Consider the following 18461-nt stretch of genomic DNA (forward strand, 5'->3'; position numbering starts at 1 on the left):
TCGTCTCTGCCCGCCGGCGCCGCCGGGCATCGGCTCAGCCGGAGAACAGACCGCCCGCGGTGAACTGCACCCGAGCCTCCAGCTCCAGCAGGAACACCTTGCGCGGCAGGCCACCGCCGTAGCCGACCAGCTTGCGGTTGGCGCCGACGACCCGATGGCAGGGCACGATCACCGGGACCGGGTTGTGGTTGTTCGCGGTGCCGACCGCCCGCGAGGCGCCGACGTCGTCGGCGACCGCCCTGGCCACGTCGCCGTAACTGCACGTCTCTCCGTAGGGGATGCGGATCAGCTCGGCCCACACGGCCCGCTCGAACTCGCTGCCCACCAGGTGCAGCGGCAGGTCGAAGTCGGTGCGCCGGCCGGCGAAGTATTCGTCGAGCTGGGCCTTGGTGGCGGCCAGCACGGGGTCGGCCGGCGACGGCGCACCGGCCGGGGTGGGCCCACCGAACCGGAGCTGCCGCAACGCGTCGTCGTCGGCGACCGCGACCAGGTCGCCGATCGGGGACGGCACACTCAACCAGCGCATGCCACCCATCCTCCCAGCACCCACCGACACTTTCCGGCGGCCATCGGACATCCTCGTACCCCACACTCCGGGGCCACCGGGCTCGGGGCACCGGGCTCGGGGTTCGCGCCGGGATCGTCCGAATGCCCGACAGTGAGGCAAAGGCCACAGTTGTCCCGCACCGGCAACGCCGCGTCGCGCTCGTGCCGTGTACCTCACGTGGTCGACTCTCCGGCGCCCCTGGTACGGCGGGTACTGCACGCGATCACCGGGCGGCGTGGCCGACGCCGCCGCCCGGTCGGCCGGTACATCCGGTGGTTCCGCCGCGCGCTGGCCGGTTTCTCCGCCGTGGTACTGGCCGCGGGCCTGGTCCTGGTCGGGTGGGCGATCAGCCTGCCGCTGCCGGCCGACCCCGCCCAGCCGCAACAGTCGGTGCTGTACTACTCCGACGGCCGTACCGTGCTCGCGCGGGTCGGCGTCGTCGACCGCATCGCCGTACCGCTGAGCCGGGTGCCGGTGCCGGTGCGGCGGGCCGTCCTGGCCGCCGAGGACCGGTCGTTCTACACGCACGGCGCGGTGTCCGGGCGGGGCATCGGGCGGGCGCTGTGGTCGGACGTGACCGGCGACGGGGTCGAGGGCGCGTCGACGATCACCCAGCAGTACGTGCGCAACGCGTACCTGACGCTGGACCGCACGGTGTCCCGGAAGGTGCGCGAGATCGTGCTCGCCGAGAAGCTGGAACGCCGGTACAGCAAGGACCAGATCCTCGGCCGGTACCTGAACACCATCTACTTCGGCCGCGGCGCGTACGGGATCGACGCGGCGGCCCGGGCGTACTTCGGGGTGCCGGTGGACGAGCTGGACACCGCGCAGGGAATGGTCCTCGCCACGGTCATCAAGGACCCGACGAACTTCGACCCGGCGGTCGATCCGGCCGGCGCCCGCAACCGCTGGCGGTACGTGCGGGCCGGGATGGTGTCGCAGCACTGGCTCGGCGTGAACGAGGCGGCGCGGCTGCGGTTCCCGGCCACGACGGCGCCGGCCGGGACCGGCCCGGTCGGGCCGGCCGGGCTGATCGCGCAGCAGGTCGAGTGGGAGCTGGAGCGCCACGGCATCACCGCCCAGCAGCTGCGTACCGGCGGGCTGCGCGTGGTGACCACGATCGACCGGGCCACCCAGCAGCGCACCGAAACCGCCGTACGGCAGGAGGCACCCGCCGGACTCGCGGTCGCGGTGGTGTCGGTCGACCCGCGCACCGGCGGGATCCGCGCCTACCACGGCAACGCGAAGGGCTTCGGCTACTTCGACCACGCCGACGCGCCGGCCACGCCCGGTGCTGCGTTCACCCCGCTCGTCCTGGCCAGCGCGTTCCAGCACGGCCTGGACCGAGATCGGTTGTGGGACGGGAGATCCCCGCAGCAGTTCCCGGACCGCAACGGCGTACCGCTGTACAACCCGGGCAACGCGCAGTGTCCCCGGTGCACCATCGACGACGCGGTCGCCCACTCGTACGGCACGGTGCTCTACCGGGTGGCGCAGGCCACCGACCCGGTACGGATCGTGCACGACGTGCGCGCCGCCGGCGTCGCCGCGAGCTACGCCGGGCGGCCCAGCCTGGTGGACGGCCCGGACGATCCGCAGCCGGCGTTGACCCGGCCGGCCATCGCGCTCGGCGAGTACCCGGTCAGCCCGGCCGACCTGGCCAGCGGGTACGCCACTCTCGGCAACGACGGCCGGGCGCTGGCCCGGCACGTCGTCGACTCGGTCCGATCGTCCGCGGGCGGCACGCTGTACCGGGCGGCGCCGGCCGGCCGGCGCGCGTTCACCGCGGCGGCGGTCCAGCAGACCCGGGACGTCACCGGCCGGTACCCGACGACGCTGGCGAACGGCCAGGCCCCCGAGCGGGTGCTGTACCGCACCAGCGTTCAGCAGCAGGGGAAGCGGGTCCGCTCGGGCTGGGCCGCGGGTGTCGACCGGGGCCAGGCCACCGTGGTGCTGGTGGCCGCCGGAGGCGGCCGGTCGCCGGCATCGGACCTGGCCGGCCGGCTCTGGGCTCGCATCCAACCCGGGTCGGCACCGGTTGCGCCGTCGCCTCCCGCGGCATCGGCGGCGCCGTGATCGGACGGCACCGCCAGCGGCGGCGGGCACCCGTGCTCGGCGCACCCGGGCTCGGCGCGGTCGGGCTCGGCGCGGTCGGGCTCGGCGTGGTCGGGCTCGGCGCGGTCGGGCTCGTCGTGGTCCTGGCCGCCGCGCTGCTCGCACTCGGCGGCATACCGCCGGCCGCCGGGCCGGACGCGCCGACCGGGTCCGTCTCGGTACGGTCCGCGGCACCGTCCCGGCCGAGTACCGATCCGGGCCCGGTACTGCCCGCCCTGACCGGCGGCCGGCCACCGAGCGGGGCCGGCCTTGTCCGCCGGCTGGGGCCGGTGCTCGCCGACCACCGGCTCGGTACCGCGGTCGGCATGTCCGTGGTGGACGTGACCACCGGCGACACGCTCTACTCCGCCAGCACCGGTGCCCGGGTACCGGCGTCGACGGCGAAGCTGGCCACGGCGGCCGCGGCGTTGACCGTTCTCGGCGCCGGCCACCGGTTCCGGACGACGGCGGTGGCCGGCGCCGGGCCGGGTGACGTGGTCCTCGTCGGCGGTGGGGACCCGACCCTGTCGGTGTCGGTCGCGGGCAGCTATCGGGGTGCCGCCGAACTCACCGACCTCGCCGCGCAGGTACGCCGCCGGCTCGGTCACCGGCCGCGCCGGGTGCTGGTGGACGCGACGCTGTTCACCGGGGCCGACCGAGCGCCGGGTTGGGACCCGGACGTGCGGGTGAACGGGGACGCGGCGCCCATCACCGCGCTGATGGTCGACGGCGGGCGCACCGCACCGCGGTACGACCGCAACCGGTCCCGGGCGCCGGACCTCGCCGCCGGTACGAAGTTCGCCCAGCTGCTCGGGCTGCCGGCGAGCGCCGTGGTCCGCGGGCGGGCGGCGCACGGTGCCCGGTTGCTCGGCCACGTCTCGTCCGCGCCGCTGGCGTCGCTGGTCGAGCGGATGCTCGGTACCAGCGACAACGTGGTTGCCGAAGCGCTCGGCCGGCAGGTGGCGCTCGCCCGGCACGAACCGGCCAGTTTCGCCGGCGCGGCGACCGCGATCCGTACCGTGCTGCGCGGGCTCGGGCTGCCGGTCCGCAGCCTGCGGATGACGGATGCGAGCGGGCTGTCCCGGGCCGACCGGCTCGACCCCGCGCTGCTCACCGCGATCCTCCGCCTCGCGGCCAGCCGCTCGCGGCCGGAACTGTCCAGTGTGTACACCGGTCTCCCGGTCGCCGGATACTCCGGCACCCTGGCCGACCGGTACCGGCACGGCTCCGCGCGCCGGGCCGCCGGCGTGCTGCGCGCGAAGACCGGCGCGCTGACCGGGGTGCAGGGGCTGGCCGGGCTGGTCGTGGACGTCGACCACCGGCTGCTCGCGTTCGCCGTGCTCGCGAACGGTGGCCCGGACGGTGCGGCGGCGACGACCGCGATCGACGCGGTGGCCGCCACCTTGGCCGGTTGCGGCTGCCGCTGACCCGGCCTGCTCGTCCGATCCGGGCTGGTTGCGGTGATTGATCACCGTACGGTCGTCCGGCACGAGCGGACGGTCGCTACCCTGACGGCGAGGCGGCAGGAGGGGGCGGCATGGACTGGGTGACCGGTACTTTCCTGGTCGTCGGTGCGATCGGGGTCGTGCTGCTGGCCGTCTCGCTGCTGTTCGGTGAGCTGTTCCAGCTCGGTCATGCGGACGTGGACGGGCCGTTCTCGGTGCCGGTGGTGGCCGGGTTCCTCGGCGCCTTCGGGTTCGTCGGCGGGATCGTGGCGGCGCTGGTCCCCGGCGCCGGCGCCCCCTCGGCGCTGCTCGGCGGCGTGGCCGGCCTCGCCACCGCGTTTCCCACCGGGTGGCTCGTGATCCGGCTGACCCGCGCGCTGATGCGGATGCCGACCGACGCGACGCTCACCCGAGACGACCTGATCGGCGCCCTCGGCACGGTCACCACGCCGATCCGCCCCGGCGGGTACGGCGAGGTCAAGCTCACCATCTCCGGCCAGGTCCTGAAGTACAACGCGCGCTCGGCACGGGCGCTGCCGCTCGGCACGCCGGTGCTCGTCATCGAGACACCGAGCGAGACCAGCGTCGTGGTCGAGGAGACCGATCTGCGGCTGCCGCCCGCCGTCGGCGCCTGAGCGGATCCAACGCGGTCCTCCGGAAGCTCCCTGAATCCCCACTATCCACAAAGGACGGAAATGACGACTCCCATCCTGATCGGGATCGCCGGCATCGTGGTGCTGGTGGTCCTGATCGTCATCCTGGTGCTGTCCAGGATCAAGGTCGCCGGATCGAACGAGGCGTTCATCGTCACCGGCCGGAAGGGCAAGTCGACGCTCGGCGCGGACGGCCGCCGGCTCACCGACCTGTCCGGTCAGAAGGTCGTGATGGGTGCCTCGGTGTTCGTGGTGCCCGTCGTGCAGCGGCTGCAGATCCTCGACCTGTCCAGCCGGCGGATCCCGGTCACGGTCACCGGGGCGATCAACAAGCAGGGCATCACCTGCAACCTGGACGCGGTTGCGATCGTCAAGGTCGGCGGCACCGAGGACGCGATCCGCGCCGCCGCCCAGCGATTCCTGGACCAGCAGGACGAGATCGAGGGCTTCACCGGCGAGGTCCTCGCCGGTGCGCTGCGGTCCATCGTCGGCCGGCTGACCATCGAGGAGATCATCCGCGACCGCGCCGCGTTCGCCTCCGAGGTCGCGGAGGAGGCGGAGAACTCGCTGACCAACCAGGGCCTGGTGCTGGACACCTTCCAGTTGCAGGACATCCGCACCGACGGCGACTACCTGAAGAACCTGGGTCGTCCGGAGGCCGCCCGAGCGGTCAAGGAGGCGGCGATCGCCGAGGCCACCGCGCGCCAGTCCGCCGAGCAGGAGCGGCTGCGCGCCGAGGAGGTCATCGCCGAGTCGGAGCGGAACCTGGCGCTGAAGAGGGCCGGCATCCAGGCCGAGATCGACGCCGCCACGCAGAAGTCCGAGGCGGCCGGCCCGCTGGCCAAGGCCGAGCGGGACCAGGCGATCCTCGCCGAGCAGCAGAAGGTCGCGCAGCGCAACGCCGAGCTGAAGGAGCGTCAGCTCGACACCGAGGTGCGCAAGCCGGCCGACGCCGCCCGGTACAAGGTGGAGCAGGAGGCGGAGGCCGCCAAGAACGCCGCGATCCTGAAGGCGGAGGCGGAGAAGAACGCCGCCATCCTGCGCGCCGAGGCGCAGCGCAGGGCAACGGTCGAGGCCGCGCACGCCGACGCCGAGCAGGCGCGCCTGACCGGTGAGGGCGACCTGGCCCAGCGCACCGCGCTCGCCCAGGCGGTGCAGCGCGAGGGCGAGGGCGAGGCGGCCGCCGTGCTGGCCCGCGGTCAGGCCGAGGCCGAGGCCATGCGGCTCAAGGCCGAGGCGTTCAACAAGTACGGCGAGGCCGCCGTGCTGGAGATGCTGGTGAAGATGCTGCCCGAGGTGGTCGAGGCGGCGGCCAAGCCGATGGCCGGCATCGACAAGATGACGGTGATCTCCACCGACGGCGCGAGCGCGGTGACCAAGAACGTCGCCGCCACCGTCGCGCAGGGCCTGCAACTGGGTACCGACCTGACCGGGGTCGACTTCTCCGCGCTGCTGGCCCGCATCGCCGGCGGCAGCAACGGCAACGGCGCCAAGCCGGAGCGCACCGACCTGGTGCCGACCGTCGACGCCGACTGACCGACGAACGAGCAGATCGGGCCCCGACCGCTTCGCGCGGTCGGGGCCCGATCGCGTCAGACCACCTGGAAGTTGGCCATCATGGCCATGTCCTCGTGCTCCAGGTTGTGGCAGTGCAGCATGTACCGGCCCCGGAAGCCGGTGAAGCGCACCAGCACCTCGACCACCTCGTACGGGCGGAGGTCGACGACGTCCTTCCACCCGTGGTCGTTGGCGCCGGGCGAACGGCCGTCCCGGGTCAGTACCTGGAAGTGCGCCAGGTGGGTGTGCACCGGATGATGGAAGTCGCTGGTGAAGCGCCACAGCTCGACCGAGTTGAGGGCTGGCCGGGCGAGCACCGTCGACGGGCTGAAGAACTGCTTGTTGATGGTCCAGCCCTTGCCGCTGAGGCGGAAGTCGAACTGCCGGGTCACCCTGGCCTGCGACCGCTTCAGTGTCTCCACATCGGACAGTCGAGCCGGTACGTGCGAGTCGTCGCTGGCCCGGTTGCCGATCCGGAACCGCATCACCTGCCCGGTGGCGCCGCTGCCCAGCCGGTTCACCAGCGTCACCGTGCTGCCCGGCCGGTACGCGGAGAAGTCGACGACCACGTCGAACCGCTCCGCCGGCGCCAGCACGATGCTGGACTGCGTGCGCGGCCGGGCCAGCAGCCCCTGGTCGCTGCCGACCTGCACCAGGTGGCGGCCGTCGTCCAGGGCCAGCTGGTAGCGCCGGGCGTTGGAGGCGTTGAGGATCCGGAACCGGTAGCGCACCGGCGCGACCTCGAGCTCCGGCCACGGCGCACCGTTGACCAGGATCACGTCGCCCTGCACGCCCTGCATGTACTTCTTCTGCACGCCGGGCGTCATGGTCAGCGACGGGTCGATCGACGGGTAGGCGAACGAGCCGTCCGCGGTGAACGCCCGGTCGCAGATCAGCAGCGGGATGTCGCGCTCGCCCTTGGGCAGCGGCAGCGCGTCGTCCTCGTCGTCGCGCACCACGAACATGCCGGCCAGCCCGCGCCACACCTGCGGCGCGGAGAAGTCCATCCGGTGGTCGTGGTACCACAGCGTCGCGGCCCGCTGCCCCAGCGGGTAGCGGTACTCCTTGGTGCCCTTGTGCAGCGTCCAGTCCTGCGGCCGCACCGTCATCGGCATGTCGCCCGAGTGCCGCATGTGCGTGTCGAAGCTGTCGCCGACCGGCACCACCAGATCGGTCGGGTACCCGTCCGAGTCCGGCGGCGTGACCCCGCCGTGCAGGTGCGTCGACGTCGGCTGCGGCAGCTCGTTGCGTACCTTCACCCGCAGCTCGTGCCCGGCGCGCGCCTCGAACGTCGGCCCCGGGAACGTCCCGTCGAAGCCCCACACCTTCGTCGTCTTCCCGGGCAGGATCTCGGCACTGCCGATCTTCTGCGTCACCTCGTACTCGTCCACGCCGTGCACCGTGCGGGCCGGCTTCTTCACCGCCGGGATCGGCAGCGGCACCCGGAACCGCGGCGGGAGCGGCGCGGACGACGGCAGTACGATGCCGGCGGTCTCGGTGGTGTCGCCGCAGCCGGCGAGCGTCCCGCCGGCCGCCACCGCGGCGCCGGCCGCGCCGAACAGTCCCAGTACCCGGCGGCGGTTCATGGCTTCCTCCGTGCGAATGCGCGCGCCGTGAATCCCAGCGCCATACCGAACAACAGGACGCCGAGCGGGAGATGGACGGCGAGCAGGTGGGTGAATCCGAGCGCCATCTGCGCACCGACCAGTACCAGCATCGCGACGGCGTGCGGGATCAGCGCCGCGGAACCGCGCCCGGGCCAGCGCAGCAGCACCGCCGCGACGACGTCGAGCGCGACCAGCAGCGCGGCGACCCCCGCGCCGATGTCGTGCAGCGTCAGGTAGCTGACCCGGCCGGTGGTGAACAGTCCGGCGACGGTGGGCTGCCACAGCATCGCGGCCATGGTCAGTACCGCCAACACCCGCAGCAGCAGGACGAACGGCGTGCGTACCGCCGGTGCGGTCGACTCGACGGTGGTCATCGCGCCACCGCCGTCGCCGTGCGGGAACCCCGGCGCTCGCCGGCCCGCCTCGTCCAGGACCACCAGGCGAACGCCATACCGACGCCGAACAGCGCGGTGCCCAGCGGCAGGTGCACCGCGAGCAGCCGGGTACCGCCGAACGCCATCTGCGCGACCACCAGCACCAGCAGCAGCGCGGACGCCGCCAGCGGCCACCAGGTACCGCCACCGACCAGCAGCAGCAGTCCGGCCAGGATCATCGGCAGGGTCAGGAACGCCGCGAGCGCCGCGCCGACGGAGTGCCAGGTCATCATGCCCGGCTGGCCGGAGATGTAGGTACCGGCCGAGATCGGTTGCCACAGCAGGGTCGCGGCGAACAGCGTCGTCACGATCCGCAGGAACACCACGAACACCGGTGACACCCGGCGCGGTGGTGGGTCAGATGGATTCACGTTCGCCATCCTGCCGGCGCGGTGTTCCGGTGTCTTCGTGCCAGCGGAGAACCCCGGCATACCTCGGGGGAGGTAGGGGTGGCCGCCCCGATACCCCACCCGATGTACCGTTCGGCGGCGCGCCGGCCGGCCGCCGGTGCCGGCGCGGCCCCGGCGAGCCGTTAGGGTCGCAGGCGTGCCGAGTGAGCGGAACCTGCGCGTCCTGTTGGCCGGTCGGCGGTTCCGGCGGCTCCTGGTCGCCCGGCTGACCAGCCAGTTCTCCGACGGCCTGTTCTCCGGCGCGCTGGCCGGCAGCATCCTGTTCAATCCCAACCAGCACACCGACCCGGTGGCGATCGCGACCGGATTCGCCGTACTGCTGCTGCCGTACTCGATCCTCGGCCCGTTCGTCGGGGTCTTCCTGGACCGGTGGCTGCGCCGCAACGTGATCAGCTACGCGAACGTGCTGCGCTGCGCGCTGGCGCTGCCGGCCGCGGCGCTGCTGTTCACCGGGCACCCGAATGCGTTGTTCATCCTGTTCGCGCTGTTGGTGATCGGGATCAACCGGTTCATCCTCGCGGGCCACTCGGCGGCGATGCCGCACGTCGTCGACGGCCCGCGGCTGATCACCGCGAACGCCGTGTCGCCGACCCTCGGTACGGTCTGCAACTCGCTCGCGCTCGGCGTCTCGGCGCTCGTGCAGGTGCTCGTCGGCGGTGGCACCGCCGGGTACGGGCTGCTCGCCGCCGCGGCCGCGGCCGGCTACCTGGTCGCCGGCGTGCTCGCCGGGTTGTACTTCCACGGCCGGGAACTCGGCCCGGACGCCTCGGCGCCGGTCGGCGGTTCCATCCCGGCCGAGCTGTACGCGGTGCTGCGCGGCATGATCGCCGGCGCCCGGCACCTGGTCGGCCACGCCGACTCCACCGCCGTGCTGACCGCGCAGTCCGCCTACCGCATCCTGTACGGGGTGCTCACGGTCGCCGCACTCCTGTTGTACCGCAACTACTTCCCGACCGCCGGCGGAGACCTTCCCGCGCCGGGCGACTACGCGCAGTCGGTCGTCGGGCTGGCCGCGGTGGTGATCGCCGGCGGCGCCGGCTCGTTCCTCGGCGCGGCGATCACGCCGCCCGCGGCCCGCCGCTTCGGCGACCGCAACTGGGTCACCCTGCTGCTGGCCGGCGCCGGGCTGGTGGTCGTGGTGCTCGGCTCGCCGTTCCAGCAGGTGCTGCTGGTGATCGCGGTCTTCGCGATCAACATCGCCTCCCAGGGCACCAAGATCGTGGTGGACACGACGCTGCAGGCCGAGAGCGCCGACGAGTTCCGCGGCCGGGTGTTCAGCGTCAACGACACCACCTACAACATCTGCTACGTGCTGGGGCTGTTCCTCGGCGCGGTGCTGCTGCCGCCGGACGGCCACTCGCTGACCGCGGTACTCGTCGTCGGGGTCGGCTACGCGGTCGTCGGCTTCGGCCACCGCCTGGTGGCGCGGCTCTATCCTGTCCACAGTGGAGTGTCATGAGCCGGCGGCGAGTGCGTTCCGGCGAAGGAGGCAAACCGTGGGTTTCGTCGAGCTGTCCCACCCGATCACCGACGGCATGGTCACCTACCCGGGGCTGCCGGGCCCGGTGATCCGGGAACACACCAGCCGCGCGGCGAGCACGGCGAACCTCGCCGAGGGCGTGTCGTTCGCCATCCACGCCATCGACCTCGTGGCGAACACCGGCACGTACCTGGATACGCCGTACCACTACCACGCGGACGGCGCCGACCTCGCCGCGCTGGCACCGGAACGGCTCGTCGACGTGCCGATCACGGTGATCCGCGCGGTCGACGTCCCGAGCGTCGGGGCCGCCCTGCTCGGCGACCCGGGCCGGCTGTGGGGACAGGCGGTGCTGATCGAGACCGGCTGGTCCCGGCACTGGGGCACGCCCGCCTACCTGACCGGAAGCCCCTACCTGACCGGCGAAGCGGCGCGGGTACTCATCGACGCGAACGTCGCGCTGGTCGGTGTCGACGCGCTCAACGTCGACGACGTCACCGACCGGGCCCGACCCGTCCACAATGGACTGCTGGGGGCCGGCATCCCGATCGTCGAGCACCTCACCAACCTCGCCGCGCTGCCGGACCACGGAGCCCGGCTCACCGCCGTACCCCCGCCGGTGCACGGCATGGGCACGTTCCCCATCCGCGCCCTCGCCCGCCTCTGACCGCCATCCCCGCTGGGCTCAGTCGACGTCCGCCGGTGGTACCGCCGGGCGCACCTCGGGGCCGACCGGCGCGGCGACGACTGGGCCGCCGGGGCCGGTGGACGCCACCGGAGCCGGCCGGTCCGCGGGCGTCGGTGGGCCCACCGGAAGGTGGCTGGGTCGCCGTCGGGGAAACAGGGAGAGCAGGAGCAGCACCCAGCCGAGCACCGTCAGCGCGGTGTGCAGCAACCCCAGCGTGCCGAAGTAGACGACGAGGCCGGGGGCGTCCCAGTCGCGGTCAAGAACCAGCTGCGGCGCGCCGGTCAGCACGGCGACGTGCCCGAAGATCAGCAGCGAGTCGATCGCCAACACGACAAGCGCGCACCGCACGAGCTTCCGGGCCGCGACGAGTCGGGTACGCAACGCCACCGTCAGCACCAGGCCCACGACGGTCACGACGACCGTCGCCCCGGACGGCAGCACCGCGACCGCGATCGAGATCAGGTCGAGCATCGCGCCTCTTCTCCCGGGCACCGCGGAGCCGCGTTACGCGACGTGGGCAGGGGCCGAGGCTACTGGGCGTGGACGGGCAGGGACGCCCTGCAGTGCGAACCGGATGAGTGCGACATTCTCATCGTCGGGTCAGTACGGGGAGGGGCCGCCGGGGGCCGTCCAACCGCCCGGTTGGTGCTCACCCGGTGAGGCCGCGGGCGGCTCGGCGGCACCGAACTGCGGTTGGGCCGCACCGGGCTGCTGGCCCGCGCCGGACTGCGGCGCGGCCGCACCGGCCTGCTGGCCCGCGCCGAACTGGGGTGTGGTGGCAGCGGACGGCTGCCCCGGGAGCGGTGCGGTCGCGCCGTACTGGGCGGCGCCGGCCACCGGGGACCGGTTCCAGGCCGGGGTGGCCGGCTTCGTCGCGGTGTCCCGGCGGCGGAAGATCGCGATCAGCAGAACCACCCAGCCGGCCGTCGAAATCAGCATGTGCACCGCATTGACCACGCCGAAGGCCAGGCCCAGGCTGCTGTAGCTCCAGTGGTTCTCGAGCATGACCCTGGGGCCGAACACGCTGAGGATCAGTTGCCCGAGGCCGACCAGCGCCGCGATCAGCAGCACGACGAACGCGATCAGCATCGCCCCGGACGAGGCGCCGAGGCGGCGGCGGTTCGTGATGGACAGCGCCAGCCCGATGCCGGCGACCACCACGCCGGGCAGGCTGATCGCGATGTCGATGAGCAGGGTGACGAATCCGGACATCGGCGGGTCCTCTCCGGGCGGCTGGGAAGGGCGACGCGGCTGACCGGACGGCCCGCGCGAGGACCTGACGGTAGCGGTACGAGACCACCCACCGAGCCGGGGAGCGATGCCGACCGGCACCTCGCAGCGGCAATCGGCAGCCCGGACGGGTCGGGCCCGGCCCGACGAGGCACCGTCTCCGAACCGCGCTCGGGGCGGAAGCCCGGATCAGTCGGGAGCCCGAATCAGTCCGAAGCCCGATCAGACGGGAGCCCGGTCAGTACGGCGAGGGGCCGGCGCCCGGCTGGCCCCACTGCGGCGTGCCGGTGCCGCCGCCGGCCGGCCCACCCGCGCCCGCCTGTGGCTGACCGAACCCGGGCTGCGGCTGACCCGGTACGGGCTGGCCGAACCCGGGCGCGGGCTGAGCGGCCGGCTGGCCCGAGACCGGCCGGGCATTGCCGGGATTGGCGGGCGCCGCGGCGGCCGGCGGTTGCCCGCCGAGCGCGGCGCCGGCGGCGGGCTGGGTCGGCCAGCCGGCCTGCGCCGGGCCGCCCGACGCGGGGGTGGGCTTCGCCGGCTCCGGCTTCGGCTTGATGAACAGCGCCACCAGGATCAGCGCCCAGGCCGCGAGCAGCACGATGTCGGCGGCGCCGTTGAGTACCCTGCTGACCATCAGGACGGTGTCCGGGTTGTGGCTGGCGAACCAGGTCAGGTAGACGAGGTCGACGATGCCGATGCCGACCGCGACGAGCATCGCCAGGAACCCGAACAGCGCGTACAGCGAGCCGCGGCGCTTGATCATGATCAGCGACAGCACGAGGCCCACGACCGCGGCGAGGATGTCCGGCCCGTACGCCAGGACGAGGCTCACGATGAAGTTCAGCACCTTCGGGCTCCCTTCGATGGCGTGCGGCACCGTTCGGCTCGGCCGCCGCCGGGCCGGCAGGATTCCTGCGATCATGCCGGGGCGAATCCGACAGGGCAATCACGACCCAATGTCGCGCACGCACAGCGGGCATCCCGTTACGGAACGGTCGCTCGTTACGCGATGATGCCCTGGTCGCGCGCCCAGCGGAACAGCTCGGCCTCCGCCTCGTCCGGCGGTAGCGGGCCGCGTTCCAGCCGCAGCTCCTTCAGGTACTTCCAGGCGGCGCCGACCGCCGGACCCGGCGGGATGTCGAGCAGCTTCATGATCGCGTTGCCGTCCAGGTCGGGCCGTACCCGGGCGAGGTCCTCCTCGGCCTGGATGCGGTCGATCCGATCCTCCAGCGCCTGGTAGTCGCGGGCCAGCCCGGCGGCCTTCCGCCGGTTCCGGGTGGTGCAGTCGGACCGCACCAGCTTGTGCAGCCGGGGCAGCAGCTCGGCGGCGTCCGTGACGTAGCGGCGGACCGCCGAGTCGGTCCACTCGCCCCGCCCGTAGCCGTAGAACCTCAGGTGCAGCGCGACCAGCCGGGACACCTGGGTGATGGTGTCCTTGGAGAACTTGAGGGCCTTCATCCGGTGCCGGGTCATCCGCGCCCCGACCACCTCGTGGTGGTGGAACGAGACGCCGCCGTCGGCACCGATCGCCTTGGTCGCGGGCTTGCCGATGTCGTGCATCAGCGCGGCCATCCGCAGGATGAAGTCCGGACCGTCCGGCCCCTCCAGCCGTACCGCGTTGTTCACCACGGTGAGCGTGTGCTCGTAGACGTCCTTGTGCTGGGCGTGCTCGTCGATCTGCATCCGCAACGCCGGCAGCTCGGGCAGGAAGACCTCGGCCAGCCCGGTGTCGACCAGCAGCCGCAACCCGGCCACCGGGTCGGCGCCGATCAGCAGCTTGGTCAGCTCGTCCCGGATCCGTTCGGCGGTGATCCGGCCGAGGTCGGCGGCCATTTCGACGATCGCCTGCCGTACCGCCGGGTCGACGTCGAACCGCAGCTGCGCGGCGAACCGCGCCGCCCGCAGCATCCGCAGCGGGTCGTCGGCGAACGAGTCGGCCGGCGCGCCGGGCGTGCGCAGCGTCTTGCCGGCCAGGTCGACGAGCCCACCGTACGGGTCGACGAACTCGTGTCCGGGCACCGAGAACGCCATCGCGTTGACGGTGAAGTCGCGCCGGGCCAGGTCGTCGTCGAGGTTGGTGCCGTACCGCACGATCGGGTTGCGGCTGACCCGGTCGTACGCCTCGGCCCGGTAGGTGGTGATCTCGATCCGCAGGCCCCGGCGCTGCGCGCCGATGGTGCCGAACGCGATCCCGGTCGTCCAGGTCGCCTCGGCCCAGCCGGTCAGCAGCTCCAGCGTCTGCTCCGGGTGGGCGCTGGTGGCGAAGTCGAGGTCCTGCTCGCGCGCGTCGGCCGGGTCGACGCCGGCCGACAGCAGGGCGCCCGGGCGGCGCAGCAACGCGTCCCGGACCGAGCCGCCGACCAGGTAGAGCTCGTGCCCGGCGGCGGCGAACCGCTGCCCCAGTTCGTCCGCGACCGGCGGCACGGTGATCAGCTCGGCCGCGGCCCGGCGCTGCTGCTCGGACGGCTCCCGGCGAGAAATGCTCATGCCCGCGCTCCGCTGCGCCGCGCCCTCGGCACGGTCACGCCACCCTCGTGGTTCGCCTGCTCGCCGGCGGCGCTCGGGCCGAGCGAGCAGGTACGGACGGCGGGGCACCGGTCGGCGGTGCGGATCGGGATGCGGCGGCAGCGGCCGCCCGGGTGCATGCTCATGGCCCGGCCAGCGTACCGAGCCGGGTGGTGAGCCCGACGGGTCGGTGCGCGCGCCCGTCTGCGGGCCATACGCCGCCACGTCCGTTCCCGTCAACCGGTCGCGGAAGCGGGCGCTAGGGTCGTGTCATGCCGAGCCGTGACCGTACACCCGCCGTCGAACAGGGTGCTCCTGCCGACGGGTCGACGACACGGCCGAGCAATGCGACAAACGACGCCAACACCGCATCCGGTACGGGGGAAACGCCGCGCCGGCGGTCCCGCCGCCGGCGCCGTCCGCGCCACCGCAACGCACCGACCAAAACCACGTCGACCGAGGTCACGGCCGCCGACGGCGAGCAGTCGGGGGCGCTGGCCGGCGGCGGTTCCCCGGCCCGGAGCGTGGCGGCCGCCGGCGCCGCATCCGCCGGCGGCGCGGCCGGATCGGTCGCCGCGTCGGAGCGAGCGGTGGCCCGATCGGCGGGCGCGGCAGCTGGTCCGGAGGGAGCGGCACACGGGTCGGCAGGCGCGGCAGCCGGGTCGGGGGGAGCGGCACACGGGTCGGCAGGCGGGTCGGGTGGCGGCGGGCGGCGGCGCAAGCGCCGGCGCCGGCGGCGCGGGCCGAACGCGTCCGGCGAAGCGCCGGCGACGCCGGCCGGCGGTACCGCCACCGAGGCGGCACCGGGCGAGGGCGCCACACCGACCGCGCGGTCGGCCGCGAAGAAGCGGCGCAAGCGGCGGGTCGACACGCCACCGCCGGGCCAGATCCGGGGCCGGCGGCGGACCCGGTCGGGCCGGATCGAGGAGGTCTCGTCCGGCGGGCTGGTGGTCGACGTGCGCGACGACGGCACGTTCGGTGTGCTCATCGGCAAGCACGACCGGCGCGGCCGGCTGATCTGGTCGCTCCCGAAGGGTCACGTGGAGCTGGGTGAGACCCTGGAGCAGACCGCGGTGCGCGAGATCGAGGAGGAGACCGGGGTGTCCTCCGAGGTGCGGCACCGGCTCGGCGAGGTCGACTACTGGTTCATGCTGCACGGCGAGAAGATCCACAAGACCGTGCACCATTTCCTGCTGCGGTTCGTCGACGGCGAGCTGTCGGACACCGACCGGGAGGTGGTGGAGGTCGCATGGGTGCCACTCGACGACATCCCGCAGCGGCTCGCCCACCCCGACGAGCGGCGGCTGGTCGCGCAGGTACCCGACCTGCTCGCGAAGTCCGACGCGTGACGGCCGCAGCGGAGACCGGACATGAGCGAGCGCAACGAGCGAACCATGAGTAACCCCCAGGGGCGGGTGTACCGCAGCGGCGACGACCCGCGCATCCAGCATCCGGTGCCGGACGACGCGACGCGGCCGGCGGACGACGCGACGGCGCGGTACGACGCGACGCGGCCGGCGGACGACGGGACGGCGCGGTACGACGTGCCCGGGTACCAGCCCGGCCAGCCGGTGGAGCCGGCCCAGCCGGAGCCGACCGCGGCCGGCGACGGGCTCTACCGCTCGTCGTACGCCGTCGAGCAGGAGGTCGCCGCGATGTCCGCCCCGCACGGTGCGGTACCCGATCCGGCCGCGACGGCGACCATGCCGCCGACCGGCGACGTACCGCCGACGCCCGAGCCGGAGGCCGGCGGCGACCGCGGCGTGATGCGCAACAGCGCGATGATGGCCGGCCTCAACCTGGTCAGCCGCATCCTGGGCTACGGCCGCACCGTCGCGATCGGCGCGGCGCTCGGCCTGACCGTGGGCAACGCGTACACCCAGGCCGTCTACTCGCCGCAGATGCTGTACGAGCTTCTGATGGGCGGCACGCTGACCAGCGTCGTGGTGCCGCTGCTGGTGCGGGCGCGCAAGACCGACCCGGACCGCGGCCAGGCGTTCACCGAACGGTTCGTCACGCTGGCCGCGACGATGCTGCTGGTCATGTCGGTGATCGTCACGGTCGGCGCGCCGGTGGTGTCCTGGGTGCTGGCCCGCGGCACGCCGATCCACGACACGGTCACGTCGCTGAGCTACTTCATGCTCCCGGCGATCTTCTTCATGGGCCTGTCGGCGATGTTCCAGGCGGTGCTGAACACCCGCGGCTCGTTCGCGGCGCCGACCTGGGCGCCGATCCTCAACAACATCGTCATCATCGGCTTCTTCGTGATGTTCGCGCTGATCTGGCCGGACAAGCCGACGCTCGACACGATGACGCTGCCGAAGATCGCGCTGATCGGGTCCGGCTTCACCATCGCGATGTGCGTGCAGGTGCTGGCGCTGACCCCGGCGCTGCGCAAGGTGGGGTACCGGTTCCGGCCGCGGTTCTCGTTCCGCGGCATGGGGCTGCGCGAGATCGGCCGGCTGGCCGGCTGGGCGCTGTGCTACGTGGCGATCAGTCAGGTCGGCATGCTGGTCGTGGTCAAGATCGCCGGCCTCACCACCCGCGGCCACAACGACACCGGCACGATCGTGTACGACTACGGCTTCCTGCTGATGATGACGATCAACGGGATCGCCGCGGTGTCGGTGATGACGGCGCTGATGCCGCGGATGAGCGCGGCCGCGGCCGACCGGCGGTTCGGCGACGTCTCCGACTACCTCTCCCTCGGTACCCGGCTCACGGCGGTGCTGCTGGTCCCGGGCACGGCAGCGCTCGCGGTGTTCGGCACGCAGCTGGGCGTCGTGCTGTTCCAGTACGGCCACTTCGACGCCGGCGCGGCCCACTCGGCCGGCCTGGCGATCGCGATGGCGGGCTTCGGGCTGGTCCCGTTCGCGATCAGCCAGCTGCAGATCTTCACGTTCTACGCGATGCCCGACACCCGTACCCCGGCGCTGGTCAACGTGCCGGTGGTGCTGGTCAAGATCGCCTTCGACGTGGCGGTCTGGTTCCTTGCCCCGATCGACTACGTGGTCCCGCTGCTGCTGCTCGGCAACGCGGTGTCGTTCGTCGTCGCGGCGATCGTGTCGTACGCGCTGCTGCGCCGCCGGATCGGTGCCCTCGGCCTGCGCCGGGTGGCGAGCACCCTGCTCCGGCTGGTACTGGCCGGCGCGGTCGCGGCGGTCCCCGGCTGGCTGGTGGCGAAGGCGCTCGGCGCGATGCTCGGGGACGGCCGGATCGCCAGCCTGACCGAGCTGGCCGCGGGCGGCGCGGTGCTCGCGATCGTCTACTTCGGCCTCGCGTACGCGCTGCGGGTCCGGGAGATCAACCAGCTCGTGAGCATGGTCCGCAGCAAGGTCGGCCGCTGACGCACCGGGAACACCACAGCACCGCGCCGGCCAGAGAAAACGGACAGCAAGGTCGGCCGCTGACGCACCGGGAACACCACAGCACCGCGCCGGCCAGAGAGAACGGACAGCAAGGTCGGCCGCTGACGCACCGGGCCGGGGTCGCTGGTCAGCGGGTCTGGTAGGCGGCGCGGAGGAGCTCCTCGGTACCGGCGATCAGCTGCCGCACCACGGTGCCGTCGTGCCTGATCAGGTACCCGCGGTCGATCCGGTGCACGAGCAGCGCGTCGGACGCCGCCGCCGGATCGGGGCGCAGCGCCTCGGCGTCCGGGTAGGCGAGCCACGCGTGGTAGACGGTGCTCCCGACACCGATCCCTTCGCTGGTGTGCTGCTCCGGCGGGAGTGGCCACAACAGCACCCGCCGGTCGGAGTCGAACACCATCGACGCAACCATGGGGAACAGCATGACCAGTCCCCTGGGCGGT

Annotated in this window: 18 protein-coding genes; 8 read left to right on the plus strand and 10 right to left on the minus strand. The window is 73.1% G+C overall.

What is annotated here, in order from left to right:
* Window positions 1-34: 34 nt before the first annotated feature.
* Window positions 35-526: a methylated-DNA--[protein]-cysteine S-methyltransferase gene (locus Asera_RS05590; RefSeq protein WP_030445263.1), complete on the minus strand. Its 492-nt coding sequence runs from the start codon at window positions 524-526 to the stop codon at window positions 35-37.
* A 198-nt stretch (window positions 527-724) separates the two neighbouring features.
* Here Asera_RS05590 and Asera_RS05595 point away from each other — a divergent pair, with 198 nt between their 5' ends.
* The 4 genes from Asera_RS05595 (at window position 725) to Asera_RS05610 (ending at window position 6275) form a co-directional block, all read left to right on the plus strand.
* Window positions 725-2623 (plus strand): transglycosylase domain-containing protein, encoded by a 1899-nt coding sequence (locus Asera_RS05595; protein WP_051801975.1) that lies wholly within the window; start codon window positions 725-727, stop codon window positions 2621-2623.
* The gene (gene dacB, locus Asera_RS05600) at window positions 2620-4068 is read left to right on the plus strand and encodes a D-alanyl-D-alanine carboxypeptidase/D-alanyl-D-alanine endopeptidase (protein ID WP_051801976.1); all 1449 of its coding nucleotides are present in this window, start codon (window positions 2620-2622) and stop codon (window positions 4066-4068) included. The genes Asera_RS05595 and dacB overlap by 4 nt, the downstream gene beginning before the upstream one ends.
* Before the next feature lie 110 nt (window positions 4069-4178).
* Window positions 4179-4721: an NfeD family protein gene (locus tag Asera_RS05605; protein ID WP_035295887.1), complete on the plus strand. Its 543-nt coding sequence runs from the start codon at window positions 4179-4181 to the stop codon at window positions 4719-4721.
* 60 nt (window positions 4722-4781) lie between these two features.
* Window positions 4782-6275 carry an SPFH domain-containing protein gene (locus Asera_RS05610; protein WP_030445267.1) on the plus strand — a complete coding sequence of 498 codons (1494 nt, stop codon included), beginning with the start codon at window positions 4782-4784 and terminating at the stop codon, window positions 6273-6275.
* Between the two features lie 56 nt (window positions 6276-6331).
* Here the strand turns inward: Asera_RS05610 and Asera_RS05615 are convergent, their stop codons facing one another.
* From Asera_RS05615 to Asera_RS05625, 3 genes are read right to left on the minus strand one after another with little or no spacing between them, the layout of a single operon-like run.
* Complete coding sequence (locus Asera_RS05615) at window positions 6332-7882, minus strand: multicopper oxidase family protein (RefSeq protein WP_030445268.1); 1551 nt, start codon at window positions 7880-7882, stop codon at window positions 6332-6334.
* On the minus strand, window positions 7879-8277 hold the full coding sequence (locus Asera_RS05620; RefSeq protein WP_030445269.1) for a hypothetical protein: 399 nt from the start codon (window positions 8275-8277) through the stop codon (window positions 7879-7881). Before Asera_RS05620 ends, Asera_RS05615 begins: the two co-directional genes overlap by 4 nt.
* Window positions 8274-8708: a hypothetical protein gene (locus tag Asera_RS05625; RefSeq protein WP_157034709.1), complete on the minus strand. Its 435-nt coding sequence runs from the start codon at window positions 8706-8708 to the stop codon at window positions 8274-8276. The genes Asera_RS05620 and Asera_RS05625 overlap by 4 nt, the downstream gene beginning before the upstream one ends.
* Window positions 8709-8883: 175 nt before the next feature.
* Between Asera_RS05625 and Asera_RS05630 the strand changes: the two genes are divergently transcribed.
* Both Asera_RS05630 and Asera_RS05635 read left to right on the plus strand, forming a co-directional pair.
* Window positions 8884-10206, plus strand: a complete 1323-nt coding sequence (locus tag Asera_RS05630; protein ID WP_035295888.1) for an MFS transporter — start codon at window positions 8884-8886, stop codon at window positions 10204-10206.
* 37 nt (window positions 10207-10243) lie between these two features.
* Complete coding sequence (locus Asera_RS05635) at window positions 10244-10894, plus strand: cyclase family protein (protein WP_030445272.1); 651 nt, start codon at window positions 10244-10246, stop codon at window positions 10892-10894.
* An 18-nt stretch (window positions 10895-10912) separates the two neighbouring features.
* Here Asera_RS05635 and Asera_RS05640 read toward each other — a convergent pair whose 3' ends face one another.
* The 5 genes from Asera_RS05640 to Asera_RS05660 form a co-directional block, all read right to left on the minus strand.
* The gene (locus Asera_RS05640) at window positions 10913-11386 is read right to left on the minus strand and encodes a hypothetical protein (RefSeq protein WP_035295889.1); all 474 of its coding nucleotides are present in this window, start codon (window positions 11384-11386) and stop codon (window positions 10913-10915) included.
* Between the two features lie 129 nt (window positions 11387-11515).
* The gene (locus tag Asera_RS05645; RefSeq protein ID WP_030445273.1) at window positions 11516-12127 is read right to left on the minus strand and encodes a hypothetical protein; all 612 of its coding nucleotides are present in this window, start codon (window positions 12125-12127) and stop codon (window positions 11516-11518) included.
* 256 nt (window positions 12128-12383) lie between these two features.
* A complete protein-coding gene (locus tag Asera_RS05650; protein WP_030445274.1) occupies window positions 12384-13067 on the minus strand; it encodes a hypothetical protein in 684 nt (227 codons plus the stop codon).
* A gap of 80 nt (window positions 13068-13147) precedes the next feature.
* Entirely contained in the window at window positions 13148-14632 is a 1485-nt protein-coding gene (locus Asera_RS05655; protein ID WP_030445275.1) for a CCA tRNA nucleotidyltransferase, read from the minus strand.
* Window positions 14629-14796 (minus strand): hypothetical protein, encoded by a 168-nt coding sequence (locus Asera_RS05660; RefSeq protein WP_157034710.1) that lies wholly within the window; start codon window positions 14794-14796, stop codon window positions 14629-14631. The genes Asera_RS05655 and Asera_RS05660 overlap by 4 nt, the downstream gene beginning before the upstream one ends.
* 444 nt (window positions 14797-15240) lie before the next feature.
* On the opposite strand from Asera_RS05660, the gene Asera_RS05665 reads away from it, so the two are divergent.
* Window positions 15241-15999, plus strand: a complete 759-nt coding sequence (locus tag Asera_RS05665) for an NUDIX hydrolase (protein WP_157034711.1) — start codon at window positions 15241-15243, stop codon at window positions 15997-15999.
* Window positions 16000-16044: 45 nt separating this feature from the next.
* Entirely contained in the window at window positions 16045-17997 is a 1953-nt protein-coding gene (gene murJ / locus Asera_RS05670; RefSeq protein WP_157034712.1) for a murein biosynthesis integral membrane protein MurJ, read from the plus strand.
* A 148-nt stretch (window positions 17998-18145) separates the two neighbouring features.
* Here the strand turns inward: murJ and Asera_RS05675 are convergent, their stop codons facing one another.
* Window positions 18146-18442, minus strand: a complete 297-nt coding sequence (locus tag Asera_RS05675; protein WP_030445278.1) for a hypothetical protein — start codon at window positions 18440-18442, stop codon at window positions 18146-18148.
* Window positions 18443-18461: the final 19 nt, after the last annotated feature.

Origin of the sequence: Actinocatenispora sera, assembly GCF_018324685.1 — a bacterium.
In the GTDB taxonomy this organism is placed as follows: domain Bacteria; phylum Actinomycetota; class Actinomycetes; order Mycobacteriales; family Micromonosporaceae; genus Actinocatenispora; species Actinocatenispora sera.